16 protein-coding genes are annotated in these 15,825 nt (G+C 58.9%); all 16 read left to right on the top strand.

Going from position 1 to position 15,825, the window contains the following annotated elements; genetic code table 11:
- Positions 1–34: 34 nt before the first annotated feature.
- Positions 35–412, top strand: a complete 378-nt coding sequence (fliS, locus tag PMYSY11_RS08215) for a flagellar export chaperone FliS (protein WP_069901746.1) — start codon at positions 35–37, stop codon at positions 410–412.
- A gap of 31 nt (positions 413–443) precedes the next feature.
- A complete protein-coding gene (fliT, locus tag PMYSY11_RS08220; protein ID WP_069901747.1) occupies positions 444–740 on the top strand; it encodes a flagellar protein FliT in 297 nt (98 codons plus the stop codon).
- Between the two features lie 221 nt (positions 741–961).
- Positions 962–2,443 carry a sigma-54 dependent transcriptional regulator gene (locus tag PMYSY11_RS08225; protein ID WP_150548864.1) on the top strand — a complete coding sequence of 494 codons (1,482 nt, stop codon included), beginning with the start codon at positions 962–964 and terminating at the stop codon, positions 2,441–2,443.
- A gap of 183 nt (positions 2,444–2,626) precedes the next feature.
- Positions 2,627–3,877, top strand: a complete 1,251-nt coding sequence (locus tag PMYSY11_RS08230) for a sensor histidine kinase (protein WP_150548865.1) — start codon at positions 2,627–2,629, stop codon at positions 3,875–3,877.
- Positions 3,878–3,881: 4 nt separating this feature from the next.
- Positions 3,882–5,282, top strand: a complete 1,401-nt coding sequence (locus PMYSY11_RS08235) for a sigma-54-dependent transcriptional regulator (protein WP_150548866.1) — start codon at positions 3,882–3,884, stop codon at positions 5,280–5,282.
- An 88-nt stretch (positions 5,283–5,370) separates the two neighbouring features.
- Entirely contained in the window at positions 5,371–5,697 is a 327-nt protein-coding gene (gene fliE, locus PMYSY11_RS08240; protein ID WP_069901749.1) for a flagellar hook-basal body complex protein FliE, read from the top strand.
- Positions 5,698–5,710: 13 nt separating this feature from the next.
- Positions 5,711–7,510, top strand: coding sequence for a flagellar basal-body MS-ring/collar protein FliF (gene fliF / locus PMYSY11_RS08245; protein WP_150548867.1), 1,800 nt, complete (start codon positions 5,711–5,713; stop codon positions 7,508–7,510).
- The gene (gene fliG, locus PMYSY11_RS08250) at positions 7,503–8,519 is read left to right on the top strand and encodes a flagellar motor switch protein FliG (RefSeq protein ID WP_069901751.1); all 1,017 of its coding nucleotides are present in this window, start codon (positions 7,503–7,505) and stop codon (positions 8,517–8,519) included. Before fliF ends, fliG begins: the two co-directional genes overlap by 8 nt.
- A 3-nt stretch (positions 8,520–8,522) precedes the next feature.
- Complete coding sequence (fliH, locus tag PMYSY11_RS08255) at positions 8,523–9,305, top strand: flagellar assembly protein FliH (protein ID WP_150548868.1); 783 nt, start codon at positions 8,523–8,525, stop codon at positions 9,303–9,305.
- Positions 9,295–10,659 carry a flagellar protein export ATPase FliI gene (fliI, locus tag PMYSY11_RS08260; RefSeq protein WP_069901753.1) on the top strand — a complete coding sequence of 455 codons (1,365 nt, stop codon included), beginning with the start codon at positions 9,295–9,297 and terminating at the stop codon, positions 10,657–10,659. The genes fliH and fliI overlap by 11 nt, the downstream gene beginning before the upstream one ends.
- Positions 10,660–10,662: 3 nt before the next feature.
- Entirely contained in the window at positions 10,663–11,112 is a 450-nt protein-coding gene (gene fliJ, locus PMYSY11_RS08265; RefSeq protein WP_150548869.1) for a flagellar export protein FliJ, read from the top strand.
- 141 nt (positions 11,113–11,253) lie between these two features.
- Entirely contained in the window at positions 11,254–11,559 is a 306-nt protein-coding gene (locus PMYSY11_RS08270) for an STAS domain-containing protein (protein WP_069901755.1), read from the top strand.
- 13 nt (positions 11,560–11,572) lie between these two features.
- Positions 11,573–13,300 carry an ATP-binding SpoIIE family protein phosphatase gene (locus tag PMYSY11_RS08275; RefSeq protein WP_150548870.1) on the top strand — a complete coding sequence of 576 codons (1,728 nt, stop codon included), beginning with the start codon at positions 11,573–11,575 and terminating at the stop codon, positions 13,298–13,300.
- Entirely contained in the window at positions 13,297–13,650 is a 354-nt protein-coding gene (locus PMYSY11_RS08280) for an Hpt domain-containing protein (RefSeq protein WP_150548871.1), read from the top strand. The genes PMYSY11_RS08275 and PMYSY11_RS08280 overlap by 4 nt, the downstream gene beginning before the upstream one ends.
- A 97-nt stretch (positions 13,651–13,747) precedes the next feature.
- The gene (locus PMYSY11_RS08285) at positions 13,748–15,073 is read left to right on the top strand and encodes a flagellar hook-length control protein FliK (protein WP_150548872.1); all 1,326 of its coding nucleotides are present in this window, start codon (positions 13,748–13,750) and stop codon (positions 15,071–15,073) included.
- Between the two features lie 218 nt (positions 15,074–15,291).
- Positions 15,292–15,813 (top strand): flagellar basal body-associated protein FliL, encoded by a 522-nt coding sequence (fliL, locus tag PMYSY11_RS08290; protein ID WP_069901759.1) that lies wholly within the window; start codon positions 15,292–15,294, stop codon positions 15,811–15,813.
- The last annotated feature ends 12 nt before the right edge of the window (positions 15,814–15,825 follow it).

Below are 15,825 nucleotides of genomic sequence, written 5' to 3' on the forward strand. Positions count from 1 at the left end.
CTAAGTATCAGCAATCAACACAGCGAGAGCGACAATGAACGCGATGGCAGCCCTTAAGCAATATCAAACAGTCAACACGCACGCGCGTGCCGTGGACGCAAGCCCACACCGTTTGATCCAGATGCTCATGGAAGGTGGCTTGACTCGCATCGCTCAAGCGCGCGGCGCCATGGAGCGTCAGCAGCTGGCACTCAAAGGTGAAATGATTGGCAAGGCCATCGCTATTGTTGGCGGTCTGCGTCAGGGGCTGGATTTCGAGAAGGGTGGTGAGTTGGCCACTAATCTGGACAACCTGTACACCTACATGGAAACTCGCCTGATGCACGCCAACTCCAAAAATGAGCTGGCGCCGCTGGATGAAGTATCCGCACTGCTACGCGAAGTTAAATCCGGTTGGGATGCAATCGGCTGATCAACCCTGATTTGTACGTAAGGAAGTCGATATGAGCTCATCTGTCCAGCGCCTCGAGGAAACCGGTACTGCACTGCGCAGCGCTTTGGCGACACACGACTGGAGCGCGATCAGCGAGCTGGACTTGCGCTGCCGTCAGGTGGTGGATGATGCCATGCTCGAAACCGTGCAAGACGAAGAGTCGCTGCGCCTGCGCATGCAAGAGATGCTCGACCTGTATCGTGAGTTGGTCGCTGTTTGCCAGGCCGAGCAAAAGCGTATTGCGGCTGAGCTGCGTCAGCTCAATCAGTCGCATCAAGGTGCCAAGGTTTATCAGATGTTTGGCTGACAGCCGCTTTATAGCAGCATGTTCCGCGCATATCCCCGCGCTAGAGTCCTGCATGCTGGTTTACCGTTGTTCTTGAGAAAACGGCTCCACGTATCACTCTGCAAATAAAACACGCCATTAAATTGACATGCCAGGGGTAAATTGATTTAACTACTGGCAACATGCTGGCGGCCCATTTTCTTGAGGGCGCCTCGAATACCCCGGGGAAGTCCAAAAAAACTATGTGGCGTGATACCAAAATTCTGTTGATTGATGACAACATCGAGCGCCGAAGGGATCTGGCGGTCATTCTTGGTTTTCTGGGTGAAAGCTTTGTTGCCTGCGGCAGTCAGGACTGGCAAGAGGCCGTTACCAAGCTTGAGTCAAGCCGCGATGTTTTGTGTGCCTGGGTCGGTGAAGTTGAAGCCTCACAGCCACTGATAGGCTTGCTCAAACACATATTCGAATACGACGCCTGTCTGCCCGTATTGCTGGTGGAGGAGGCGGTTGCGCCTGAGTGGCCGGAAGACATTCGCCGCCGGGTTCTGGCCACCCTCGAAATGCCGCCAAGCTACAACAAGCTCCTGGATACGCTGCATCGCGCTCAGGTCTACCGCGAAATGCACGACCAGGCGCGTGATCGTGGCCGTCAGCGTGAAACCAATCTGTTTCGCAGCTTGGTTGGCACCAGTCGCGCCATCCAGCATGTACGACAGATGATGCAGCAAGTGGCCGACACTGAAGCCAGCGTGCTGATTCTGGGCGAGTCGGGCACCGGCAAAGAGGTGGTTGCGCGCAATCTGCATTATCACTCCAAGCGCCGTGAAGGCCCGTTTGTACCGGTTAACTGCGGCGCGATTCCGGCCGAGTTGCTGGAGAGCGAATTGTTCGGGCACGAGAAGGGCGCCTTTACCGGTGCAATTACCTCGCGCGCCGGGCGTTTCGAGTTGGCGAGCGGCGGCACTTTGTTCCTTGATGAGATCGGCGACATGCCGTTGCCGATGCAGGTCAAGCTGCTGCGGGTGCTGCAGGAACGTACGTTTGAGCGCGTGGGCAGCAACAAAACGCAAACCGCTGATGTGCGCATTATCGCGGCGACTCACAAAAATCTGGAGGACATGATCGAGAGCGGAAGCTTCCGCGAAGATTTGTTCTACCGGCTGAATGTGTTCCCGATCGAGATGGCGCCGCTGCGCGAGCGCATCGAAGATATTCCGCTGTTGATGAACGAGCTGATCTCGCGCATGGAGCACGAGAAGCGCGGTTCGATCCGTTTCAATTCAGCCGCCATCATGTCGCTCTGCCGTCACGACTGGCCGGGCAACGTTCGTGAGTTGGCCAATCTGGTTGAGCGCATGGCGATCATGCATCCCTACGGCGTGATCGGGGTGAGCGAGCTGCCGAAGAAGTTCCGCCATGTGGATGATGAAGACGAGCAGGCGAGCCAGACTTTCTTCGACGAGATGGACGAGCGTTCAGCAATCGTCGCCGGCTTGCCGGGCATGGACATGCCGGCGATGCTGCCAGCAGAAGGGCTCGACCTGAAAGACTATCTCGGTAATCTTGAGCAAGGCCTGATCCAGCAGGCGCTGGATGATGCCAATGGCGTGGTGGCGCGTGCGGCTGAGCGGTTGCGCATTCGCCGCACGACCCTGGTGGAGAAGATGCGTAAATACAACATGAATCGTCGCGACGAAGACGGCATGGACGACAGCGCCAGCTAAGCGCTGAACCACCGGTCGAGTCAGGCGATTGGCGCGACCCCCGCAAATAAAGCCGAAGGTTTGACAGAATCTTCGGCTTTATTTTTATGTAGTTGATTTATAACGATATTTTTTTAGGCACGGGTATTGCTAACTCTCTGCTAACTGACTGTCTTATGACGGCTCGCCGCGCGAGAGAAAAGCATGAAACCGAGTGCCTTACCTGTTCAATCCATCGAGTCCGCTGGTCGCCTTGAAGCGCCACGTGTTGCTGTGTCCTCAACTGCCGAGCCGTTGGAGCAAGCCAGCCGCGAAAGCCTGGAGCATGCCTTTAATCTGTTTAATCAGATGTCGTCGCAGCTCTCCGAGTCTTACAGCATGCTCGAGGCGCGGGTCACTGAACTCAAGGGCGAACTGGCGTTTGTCAGCGCTCAGCGCATGCAGGAGCTGGCCGAAAAAGAACGTCTGGCGCATCGTCTGCAAAGCCTGCTTGATCTGTTGCCGGGCGGGGTAACGGTTATTGATGGTCAGGGCGTGGTGCGCGAAGCCAATCCGGTGGCGCGTAACCTGCTCGGTCAGCCCCTGGTCGGGATGCTCTGGCGCGAAGTGATTGCCCGCAGTTTTGCCCCGCGTGACGACGATGGCCATGAGGTTTCGCTCAAGGACGGTCGGCGCTTGTCGATTGCCACCCGTTCACTGCGCGGCGAGCCGGGCCAATTGGTATTGCTTACCGACCTCACCGAAACCCGTCGTTTGCAGGATCAGCTCTCGCGTCACGAGCGGCTATCGGCGCTGGGGCGCATGGTCGCCTCGCTGGCCCACCAAATTCGCACACCGCTTAGCGCCGCGTTGCTGTATGCCAGCCATCTGACTGAACAGGTGCTGCCGGCTGAAACCCAGCAACGTTTTGCCGGACGCCTGAAAGACCGCCTGCATGAACTTGAACATCAGGTGCGCGACATGCTGATTTTTGCCCGTGGCGATTTACCGCTGCCGGACCGCCTGACACCGCAGGCTTTGTTCGGCGCATTGCGTGCCGCTGGCGAGTCGCATGTTCAGGGCATGCAGGTGCGCTGGCAGTGTGATGCGGTGGCGGGCGAGTTGCTGTGCAATCGCGACACGCTGATCGGCACGGTGCTCAATCTGGTCGAAAACGCCATTCAGGCGGCCGGACGTGATGCGCGCCTGAAGATCCATCTGTACCAGCGCGGCAATACCCTGCGACTGGCAATTACCGATAACGGCCCCGGCATTGATCCCGCTGTATTGACGCGTCTCGGCGAGCCGTTCTTCACCACTAAAACCACAGGCACCGGGCTTGGCCTTGCCGTGGTCAAGGCGGTTGCGCGTGCACATCAGGGCGAGTTGCGCATGCACTCGCGGCTGGGCCGCGGCACCTCTGCACTATTGATACTGCCGCTGATTCCAGTGGCGCAACCGGTTACTCAGGAGTAAGCCCATGTCTGCGAAAGTTTTGCTGGTCGAAGACGATCGCCCGTTGCGCGAAGCGCTGGCCGACACCCTCGAGTTGGGTGGTTACACGTTTCGTGAGGCTGACAGCGCCGAGGCTGCACTGGTTGCGCTGGCGCAGGAGCCGTTTGCGCTGGTCGTCAGCGACGTCAACATGCCAGGCATGGACGGCCATCAATTGTTGGCGGTGATTCGTGAGCGCTATCCGCAATTACCGGTGCTGCTGATGACTGCGCATGGCGCTGTCGAGCGTGCGGTGGATGCCATGCGCTGTGGCGCTGCCGATTATCTGGTTAAACCGTTTGAACCTAAAGCGCTGCTGGAACTGGTTGCGCGACATGCCAAAGGCCAGTGGGCGAGCAGCGACAAGCAAGGTCCGGTGGCTGTCGAACCGGCCAGTCAGCAATTGCTGGCGTTGGCAACGCGGGTGGCGCAGAGCGATTCTACCGTGCTGATTACGGGTGAGTCGGGGACTGGTAAAGAAGTGCTGGCGCAATTTATTCACCAGCAGTCGCCGCGTGCGCAAAAGCCGTTTATTGCCATCAACTGCGCTGCGATTCCCGACAACATGCTGGAAGCCACTTTGTTCGGCCATGAAAAAGGTGCCTTTACCGGCGCTGTTGCCAGTGCGCCAGGCAAGTTTGAAATGGCCAATGGCGGCACTATCTTGCTCGACGAGATTTCTGAAATGCCGCTGGCGCTGCAAGCCAAGATGCTCCGCGTGTTGCAGGAGCGTGAAGTTGAGCGAGTCGGCGGGCGCAAACCGATTGAGCTGGACATTCGGGTGCTGGCGACCAGTAACCGCGATCTGGCAACAGAAGTGGCTGCGGGGCGTTTCCGCGAAGACTTGTTCTATCGTTTGTCGGTGTTTCCGCTGGCCTGGTTGCCATTGCGTGAACGCCCGGCCGACATCGTGCCGCTGGCTGAAAGAATGCTGGCCAATCACGTCAAAAAAATGAACCACGCGCCCATTCGATTCTCCGAGGCCGCGCAGTTCAGCCTGCAGGCGCATGCCTGGCCGGGCAATGTGCGCGAACTGGATAACGCCATTCAGCGCGCGCTGATCTTGCAGCAGGGTGGTTTGATTCAGCCGCAGGATCTCTGTCTGCCGGGCCCGGCGGGTATGCCTAACCTTGCGCCAGCCGCCGCGCCTGCCGTGGCACTAGTGCGTAGCGCGCCAGTCGAACCGCCCGTCACGGGCGCAGGAGTGTTGGGCGACGACCTGCGTCAGCGTGAGTTTCAGGTGATTATTGACACCTTGCGGGCCGAGCGTGGCCGGCGCAAAGAGGCGGCCGATCGCCTCGGCATCAGCCCGCGAACCCTGCGCTACAAATTGGCCCAAATGCGTGACGCGGGTCTGGATGTCGAGGCTTATTTGTTCGCCAGTTAAGCGTTAGGGCGTAACTGGCACCCTTGTTGCAATCACCTTGTTATAGCGCCGCCAAGTGTCAAAAAAGCGCGGCCAACGGAGGAATGTGATGAGTCAGGGTGTCGAATTCAATCGCTTGATGCTGGAAATGCGTTCCATGCAAGCCGAGGCTATGGCGCGCAAACCCGTTGCCAGCACGCCAGAGCCGGGCGCACCGAGCTTTTCCGAGATGCTCGGCAGCGCGGTGAATAAGGTTAACGAAACCCAGCAAGCGTCCAATCAACTGGCCACCGCGTTCGAGATGGGCCAGAGCGGCATTGATCTGACCGACGTGATGATCGCCTCGCAGAAGGCCAGCGTCTCGTTTCAGGCCATGACGCAGGTGCGCAACAAGCTGGTTCAGGCGTATCAAGACATCATGCAGATGCCGGTTTAAGGCGGGTTGAATCATGGCTGAAGCATTAGCAGCAAACGTCCCGGCGACTACCGCCGCCAGCGACGCCAAAAAACCGTTATTCGGACTTACCGTTCTGGAAAACCTGTCGGACATGAGCATGCTCCGTCAGGTTGGCCTCATGGTCGGTCTGGCTGCCAGCGTGGCGATCGGTTTTGCCGTGGTGTTGTGGTCGCAGCAACCTGATTACCGTCCGCTGTATGGCAGCCTTGAAGGCATGGACTCCTCGCAGGTTATGCAGACTCTGGCCGCCGCCGATATCGACTACACCGTAGAGCCAAGCTCCGGTGCGTTGTTGGTACAAGCCAGTGATGTGGCGCGTGCGCGCATGCGTCTGGCCGCTGCCGGTGTGGCGCCGGTCGATAAAAGCCTGGGCTATGAAATTCTCGATCAGGAACAAGGCCTGGGCACGAGCCAGTTCATGGAAACCACCCGCTATCGTCGCGGTCTGGAAGGTGAGTTGGCGCGTACCGTCTCGAGCCTGAACAACGTTAAGTCTGCGCGTGTGCACCTGGCCATTCCCAAGAGCTCGGTGTTCGTGCGTGATGAGCGCCGGCCAAGTGCCTCGGTGTTGGTCGAGCTGTATTCCGGTCGCGCGCTGGAACCCAGCCAGGTCATGGCGATTATCAATCTGGTCGCGACCAGCGTGCCGGAGCTGGATAAGTCGCAAGTCACTGTGGTCGATCAGAAGGGCAACTTGCTGTCGGATCAGCAGGAAAACTCGGCCATGACCATGGCCGGCAAACAGTTCGATTACTCGCGCCGCCTCGAAAGCCTCTTCACCCAGCGCGTGCACAATATTTTGCAGCCGGTGTTGGGCAGCGGCCGTTACAAGGCTGAAGTTTCGGCCGATGTTGATTTCAGTGCAGTTGAGTCGACTTCCGAGATGTTCAATCCGGATCAGCCGGCACTGCGCAGCGAGCAAAAAGTTGACGAGCAGCGCAGCAGCAGTTTGCCGCCGCAAGGGGTTCCTGGTGCGTTGAGCAATCAGCCGCCTGGCCCTGCAGCTGCACCGGCGCAAGCCAACGCAGCCGCCGCTCCCGGCGCAGCGGGGCCGGTTGCAGCGGGTCAGCCGTTACTCGATGCCAATGGCCAGCAGGTCATGGACCCGGCGACAGGCCAGCCGATGCTGGCGCCGTTCCCGGCGGACAAGCGTGAGCAGGCAACCCGTAACTATGAGCTGGACCGCTCGATCAGTCACACCAAGCAGCAGCAAGGCCGTTTGCGCCGGTTGTCTGTGGCGGTGGTGGTTGACGATCAGCTGAAGGTTGATCCGGCCACCGGCGAGACCACGCGTACACCGTGGACTGCCGATGAAATCGCCAGATTCACCCGCCTGGTGCAGGACTCGGTCGGCTTCGATGCCAGCCGTGGCGATAGCGTGAGCGTGGTTAATACGCCGTTCAGCACTGCAGCGCCGGAAGAAATTGCCGATATTCCGTTCTACACCCAGCCGTGGTTCTGGGATGTGGTCAAGCAGGTGCTCGGCGTGCTGTTCATTCTGGTGCTGGTGTTTGGCGTTCTACGTCCGGTGCTGAATAACCTCACCGGTGCCAGCAAGAGCCGCGAACTTGCCGAAGGTGGCCGTGACGGTGATATCGAGCTGGGCGAAATGGGCGGGCTCAACAGTGAACTGTCTGCCGACAGGGTAAGCCTTGGCGGTACACAAAATCTGCTCTTGCCAAGCCCTTCAGACGGGTATGATGCGCAGCTGAATGCGATCAAGGGGCTGGTCGCGGAAGACCCGGGCCGAGTGGCGCTCGTAGTTAAAGACTGGATCAACGACGATGACTGAGAACCGCGCTGCAGTTAAGCTGAACAAGGTCGACAAGGCTGCAATCCTGCTGCTGTCTCTGGGCGAGACCGATGCCGCGCAAGTGCTGCGCCATCTCGGGCCCAAAGAGGTGCAGAAGGTTGGCGTGGCCATGGCCAACATGCGCAACATTCACCGCGAACAAGTCGAGCAGGTGATGGGCGAGTTCGTCGAAATTGTCGGCGACCAAACCGGCCTCGGCGTGGGCGCGGATGGCTACATCCGTAAAATGCTCACTCAGGCGCTCGGCGAAGACAAAGCCGGCAATCTGATCGACCGGATTTTGCTGGGCGGCAACACCAGTGGTCTCGACAGCCTGAAGTGGATGGAGCCGCGCGCGGTTGCCGATGTGATCCGTTACGAACACCCGCAGATTCAGGCGATCGTGGTGGCTTATCTCGACCCCGATCAGGCCGGCGAGGTGCTCGGTCATTTCGATCACAAGGTGCGTCTGGATATTGTCATGCGTGTGTCTTCGCTGAACACAGTGCAGCCGGCGGCGCTGAAAGAACTCAATCTGATTCTCGAAAAACAGTTCTCCGGCAACTCCAACACCACACGCGCCAGCCTTGGCGGGATCAAGCGTGCGGCCGACATCATGAACTTCCTCGACAGCTCGGTGGAAAGCCAGTTGATGGATTCGATCCGCGACATGGACGAAGACCTGTCGAGCAAAATCGAAGACCTCATGTTTGTCTTCGATAACCTGGCCGATGTGGATGACCGTGGCATTCAGGCATTGATGCGCGAGGTTTCCTCGGACGTGCTGGTGCTGGCACTCAAGGGTGCGGATGATGCGATCAAGGACAAGGTGTTCAAGAACATGTCCAAGCGTGCGGCCGAGCTGTTGCGTGATGATCTTGAAGCCAAAGGCCCGGTGCGCGTCAGCGACGTCGAGGCGGCACAAAAAGAAATTCTGACTATCGCCCGGCGCATGGCCGACGCTGGTGAGATTGTTCTGGGCGGCAAAGGTGGCGAGGAGATGCTCTAAGCCATGGCCACCAAGGAACCCGTTAGCGAGGTTATTCGCGCGCAGGACGTCAACGTATTTGACCGCTGGGCGCTGCCAAGTTTTGATTCGCATGACCCGCAGGCAGAGCCTGAGGTTGCCGACGAAGTAGTCGAGGCCGAGCCGCCTGCTACCCACGAAATCGAGGATGTTGAGCCCGAGTCGGTTCAGCCGATGACTCTCGAACAACTCGAGGCCATTCGCCAGGAAGCCTATAACGAAGGTTTCAGCACCGGCGAGAAAGACGGTTTTCATGCCGGCCAGCTCAAGGCCCGGCAAGAGGCTCAGGCCGCTTTGGAACCCAAGCTGGCGGCGCTTGAACAGGTCATGAATCAGCTGTTCGAGCCGATCAACGAGCAAGACCACGCCCTTGAGATGACCTTGGTGAAGCTGGTCAGTCATATCGCCCGCGAGGTGGTGCAGCGCGAATTGACGACCGACTCCAGCAATCTGCGTCAGGTGTTGCGCGCGGCGCTCAAGCTGCTGCCGAGTGGTGCAGAGAACATCAGCATTCATCTCAATCCGCAAGACTACGACCAGATCAAGGCGCTGCGCGACCGTCACGAAGAAGATTGGCGGATCATCGAGGACGATGCCCTGTTGCCAGGCGGTTGCCGGGTTGAGTCGAATCACAGCCGTGTTGATGCAAGCATCGAGACACGCCTGAGCCAGGCGCTCAAGCAGCTCTTTGATCAGCAGCGCGAACAGTCCGTGCACCCGCTGACGCCGGATCTCAATGTCGATCTGGATAACCCGGATGCGCCTTGAACGAATAAGCCTGAGCAAGCGCATGAGCGGCTACGCCGACGCCGTCAAATTGCCGCCGGTTCCGGTTGTCGAAGGCCGCTTGCTGCGCATGGTCGGCCTCACGCTCGAAGCAGAGGGGCTGCGTGCCTCACTGGGCAGCCGTTGTTTGGTAATCAATGATGACAGCTACAACCCGATGCAAGTCGAGGCTGAGGTCATGGGGTTTTCCAACGGCAAGATATTCCTCATGCCGGTCGGCAGCCTCGCCGGCATAGCGCCAGGCGCTCGCGTGGTGCCGCTGGCTGATACCGGTCGCTTACCGATGGGTATGTCCATGCTGGGTCGGGTGCTGGATGGCACCGGCGCGGCGCTGGATGGCAAGGGCCGGATGAAGGCCGAAGACTGGGTGCCGATTGATGGCCCGACCATTAATCCACTCAAGCGCCATCCGATCAGCGAACCGCTGGATGTTGGTATTCGCAGCATAAACGGCTTGCTCACGGTGGGCCGTGGCCAGCGCTTGGGTCTGTTTGCCGGTACGGGTGTGGGTAAGAGTGTGCTGCTCGGTATGATGACGCGCTTTACCGAGGCCGACATTATCGTGGTCGGGCTGATTGGTGAACGTGGCCGCGAAGTTAAAGAATTTATCGACGAAATCCTCGGCACCGAAGGCATCAAGCGTTCGGTTGTGGTGGCCTCACCAGCCGATGACGCGCCGCTGTTGCGCCTTCGTGCGGCGATGTATTGCACGCGTATTGCCGAGTATTTTCGCGACAAGGGCAAGAATGTTCTGTTGCTGATGGACTCGCTGACGCGCTTTGCTCAGGCCCAGCGTGAAATTGCTCTGGCCATTGGTGAGCCGCCCGCGACCAAAGGTTATCCGCCTTCGGTATTCGCCAAGTTGCCCAAGCTGGTGGAGCGCGCCGGTAATGCCGAGCAGGGCGGTGGCTCGATTACCGCGTTCTACACGGTGTTGTCCGAGGGCGATGACCAGCAGGACCCAATCGCCGATGCGGCGCGGGGTGTGCTCGACGGCCACTTTGTGTTGTCGCGGCGTTTGGCCGAAGAAGGTCATTACCCGGCAATCGACATCGAGGCGTCAATCAGCCGGGTGATGCCGCAAGTGGTGTCTGCCGAGCATTTGCGTGACTCGCAACGCTTCAAACAATTGTGGGCGCGGTATCAGCAGAGCCGCGATCTGATCAGTGTCGGCGCTTATGTGGCGGGCGGTGATGCGGACACCGATCTGGCCATCGCCAAAATGCCGCTGATGGTCAGTTATCTGCGTCAGGGCCTGGGCGAGAGTGAAAATATTCTGCGCAGTTGCGCCCAGCTGTCGGCCACTCTCAATCCACCCAACAAACCGGCAGGCTGATAGATGTCGCTGAGTCGCGCCAAGCGTCTGTTACCGGTTATCAGCATGGCGGAAAAAGCTGAGCGTGAAGCCGCCTTGCAGGTGGGCCATTGCAATGGCCTGGTCGCGCAGGGCGAAGTGCAACTCGGCACCCTCGAAAGCTACCGCGCCGATTACCAGCAGCAATGGATCACCGAAGGGCAGCGCGGTGTTTCCGGCCAGTGGCTGATCAACTATCAGCGCTTTCTCGGCCAACTCGACACCGCGATCAATCAGCAGCAAACCAGCCTCGACTGGCACCGCAACAACCTCGGCAAAGCCCGGGAAATCTGGCAGCAGCGCCATGCCCGGCTCGAAGGGCTGCGCAAACTGGTGCAGCGTTATCAGGACGAAGCCCAGCGCGCCGATGACAAGCGCGAGCAGAAATTGCTCGATGAGCTTTCCCAGCGCCTGTCGGCGCACCGTCACGATTAAGCGTCTATCATCCACAGCGGTTCGGCCCGGCTGGCTGATTTGTGCGTGCGTCTTGCGGCAATTTTATTCAGCAGAGCTAGGCGAAAGCCGTAAACCCTGTGATGATTGATTCATCAAGGCCGTTTAGCAAAAGGAGTTCACATGGTTATCACTTCGCAGCCCTCGACTGATGGAAAAGTGCTGACTATTCAGGTGCAGGGACGGTTCGATTTTGCCGCCCATCAGCATTTTCGCGACGCCTATGAAAAAGCCTCTATCTCGCCTTCGCGCTATGTCGTTGACCTCGCGGAAACGACCTATCTCGACAGTTCAGCGTTGGGCATGTTGTTGCTGCTGCGCGACTATGCCGGTGGCGAAACCGCGAAAATCAGTGTGATCAATAGCAACGCTGATGTGCGCAAGATCCTCTCAATTTCCAATTTCGAACAGTTATTCGACGTTCGTTGAGTGAGCGCCACGCATGGCTGAGCGCTTGACCATTCTGATTGCCGAGGACAACGCTGCTGACCGTATGCTCTTGTCGACCATTGTCAGTCGTCAGGGGCATCGCGTGATCACGGCCGCCAATGGCCTTGAGGCCGTGAGCCTGTTTCACAGCGAGCGCCCGCAACTGGTTTTAATGGATGCTCTGATGCCGGTCATGGACGGCTTCGAAGCCGCGCGCCTGATCAAGCAGGCTTCGGGCGAAGAACTGGTGCCGCTGATTTTTCTCACCTCCCTGAGTGAGGGCGAGGCGCTGGTGCGTTGCCTTGAGGCCGGCGGTGATGATTTTCTGGCCAAGCCTTACAACCGCGTGATCATCGAGGCCAAATTGCTGGCGATGGACCGGCTGCGCAGCCTGCACGCCACCGTGTTGCAGCAGCGTAATCTGATTTCTGCACATAATGATTATCTGCTGAATGAGCAGCATGTGGCCAAGGCGGTATTCGACAAAGTTGCCCACTCGGGTTGCCTGAATGCGGCCAATATCCGCTACCTGCAATCGCCCTACGCCGTGTTCAGCGGCGACTTGCTGCTGGCGGCTTATCAGCCTTCGGGCGACATGCATATTTTGCTCGGTGACTTCACCGGCCATGGCCTCAGGGCCGCTGTCGGGGCCATGCCCTTGGCGCAGATTTTCTACGGGATGACCGCCAAAGGGCATGCGCTTGAGGACATCCTGCGGGAGATAAACGGCAAGCTGAAACAGATATTACCGGTGGATGTATTCTGCTGCGCGACCGTGCTGCATGTCGGTTTCCAGCAGAAAATCGTTAAGGTCTGGAATGGCGGGCTGCCTCAGGGCTATCTGTTGCCAGATGATGGTGGTGAGCCGGTGCCATTGGTTTCGAAGCACTTGCCGCTTGGGGTGCTCGACCCGAAAGCTTTCAGGGCCGATTTTGAGGTGTACCCGCTGGCGGATGGCGATCGGGTTTTCCTGCTTACCGATGGCGTGCTTGAAGCGGCAAACGCTCAGGGCGAGTTGTTCGGCGAGGCCCGCCTGCTTGAAGTACTGGGTTGTGAAGAAGGCCGGCGCAATATATTTACTGCGATCCAGCAGGCCCTGGGCGATTTTCGTGGCGAGGCCAAAGACGACGTCAGCTTTATTGAAGTGAGCATGATCGACACGCCCGCTCACGGTCGAGCCAGCGCCGCGTTTGCTCACGACAGCCACGAAGGGCCGGTTGATTGGGGCACGCGTTTTGAGTTTCGTGGCGGGACGCTGCGCAGTTTCAATCCTCTGCCCATGTTGTTGGAAATGCTTCTGCGCACGCGCGGCCTGCAAGAGCGCATGGGCGACATTTACAGCGTGCTGGTCGAGTTGTATTCCAATGCGCTTGAACACGGTGTGCTGGCGCTCGACTCGAGCCTTAAAGTCGATGCGCAGGGATTCAGCGAATATTACCGTCAGCGTGGCGAGCGGCTGGCGACGCTGGAGTCGGGCTACGTGCGCTTTGATGTGCAACTGCGCCCGCAAGGTTCGGGCGGTTCGCTGATCATACGGGTTGAAGACAGCGGGGCAGGCTTCAATGCCCAGTCAGTCGCCCGGCAAAGGATATCCAGCAACAGCTTGCGCGGGCGCGGGCTGACGTTGATCAAGCAGCTAAGCGATGCTTGCGACTGGAGCGATGCCGAAAATGGCATTCAGGTCGAATTCAAATGGTCGGGCCAACCCATAGAAACATCATCTTCGAGTATTAACGGATGAACAGTTCACCCATAGACATGGATATTCTGCTGGCACTTGAAGATTTGATGGGCGCTGATTTTCCCTTGCTGCTGAAAACCTTCCAGATCGATACCGCCGAGCGCCTGGCCAAGCTGCAGCGTGCCTGTGCGCAGGCGGACCGGGCGCAATTGCACCTCACCGCGCACAGCCTCAAAGGCAGTTCGAGCAATATGGGCGCAACCGAGTTGACCGAGCTTTGCCGCGAGCTGGAGCTGGCAGCCGACAACCAACCGCTTGCGGTGCTGGAGGCGTTGGTTGCCCAGTTGCAAGTGCAATGCGCGCGGCTGGATCGTGCGCTTGCGGTCGAACTTCAGCGCTTGAATGCCTGAGCAGGCGCTCATGCACCTGGTATCTGTGCCGCCAACTTAAAGTTGGCCCAGCGTTTGCTATCTCCTGTGCAAGATCCATTTCGCACGGAGAGTGCTTATGTCCGCCGCCCCCGATTTGCTATTGAAGTCGGCTCCAGTCAACAACAGCCGGGTAGACTCGGCCAGGGCCTCGAGTCGCGCCGCAGAAGCCCCAGCCAGTAAGGGCTCCAGCTTCGCTGATGTGTATGCGCAGGAGCGTCAGGACCAGAGCAGAATCGCTCAGGAAAACGCCAGCAAGGCGGCCCAGCAGGAAAAAAATCAAGCGCAAAAGAAGTCCGCGACGACGGATGATGCGGCTGCATCTGGCAGCCAGTCGCCAGCGGTTGCCGACAGCGGCAATGCCTTGCCGGGTGATGACACGGTCGCGGCCACTGACGACGAAACCGTCACGGCCACCGATGCATCGGCAGGCGAAGACGCCGGCACAGACGATGCAACGGCGGACGCCACCTTGTTGACCGAGAATGCCGGGTTGCTGGCAACCCCGGAGAATCTGGCGGCGCAGGCGCAGCTTGGCAGTAGCAGTTTCAAAAGCTCGGGGCCTGCGAGCATGACAGCCGCAAGCTTCGATCCTGAGCTTGATGCCCTTAATCAACTACCCGCGGTGAAGATGGCGCTGGAACTCGGCGCCAAAGCCAAGGCCGCCGCTGCGGCGGCGACTGCAACAGGCGGCGCTGATGCAAGTGGCAAGATGGTCAGCCCCGATGGTGGGTTTGCCAGTGCCATGGCCGCGATGAGCCAGGACCTCAACGCTGGCGTTGAAGAAGGTGGTGAGCTGGGCGATATCAAGCTGGGCGATTTGTCGGTCGATCAGCTCAAGAGTCTGGAGCAGGGCGCAACAGATAGCCGTCCCGAAAACTTTGTCAGCAAACTCAATGCACTGACGCAGGCGATGAATCAGCAGCAAGGTGTGGCCAAGCCGGTTCTGGTTCCGGGCCAGCCGATTGCCATGCAGCAGGGCGGCTGGAGTGAGGCGGTGGTGGATCGCGTCATGTGGCTTTCCAGCCAGAATCTGAAGTCTGCTGAAATTCAGCTGGACCCCGCTGAACTGGGCCGCCTCGATGTGCGCATTCACATGAGCGCCGATCAGACCCAAGTCAGCTTCGCCAGCGCCAACCCGGTCGTGCGTGACGCGCTAGAAGGGCAGATGCACCGCTTGCGCGAGATGTTCAACCAGCAAGGAATGGGGCTGATGGATGCCAGCGTATCTGATCAGTCATCGGGGCGCGGCTGGCAAGGGCAGGGCTCGGATGATGGCGCCGGCACTGGTTCAAATCGGGGTTCTCTGGCGGGGAGCGATGAGTTGGAGCCGCTGAGCGTGGCGGTCGAGTCGCGCCAGATGACCGGCGCGAGCCTGCGCAGCATGGTCGATTACTACGCCTGATCCATAGCCTGCGGCAGATAAATCCGGCGCCCGGCTTGCTTATGCATGCCGGGCGTTGTCGTGTTTAACGTGCGCTCAAGTCAGTAAATGCTACGCCGATATACGCTTCAATGGCTGCGTTGCTATAAAGTAGCGCCCGCTCTACCCGCAAGCTGGCATAACACTTGCTCCAAACCCCTTAAAGCGTATTTCGCGCAGCGAAGCGACGGATTATTGGCATGGCTAAGAAACAGGCAGCGCAGGACGCTCCGGCAGCAGACAAAAAGCCTTCGGGCAAATTGAAAATCATTGTCCTCGGGTTGGTCGCCTTGCTTGTGATCGTCGGTGCAACCGTGGCCGCTACCTGGTTTTTTCTGGGCAAGAACAGCGACGCCCCAGCGCCCGCCGCCGAAGAAGCGGCAGCCGCTGAGCCCGTGCGTAAACCGGCTATTTATGAAGAATTGACGCCGGCCTTTGTGGTGAATTTTTCGGACAACGGCCGCGCCCGCTACATGCAGGTCAGCGTTGCCTTGATGTCGCGTGATCAGGCGGCTCTGGATGCGCTCAAGGTGCACATGCCGGTGCTGCGCAACAAGCTGGTGATGCTGTTCTCCAGCCAGCAATTTGCTTCGGTGGCAACGCCGGTCGGCAAGGAAATGCTGCGTCAGCAAGCGACTGCCAGCGTGCAGGAACTGGCGCAAAAAGAGATCGGCAAACTGGCTGTAGAGCAAGTGCTGTTCACCAATATCGTAGTGCAGTAGTCAGGAGCTCAG

Origin of the sequence: Pseudomonas marincola (assembly GCF_900682675.2) — a bacterium.
Lineage (GTDB): Bacteria > Pseudomonadota > Gammaproteobacteria > Pseudomonadales > Pseudomonadaceae > Aquipseudomonas > Aquipseudomonas marincola.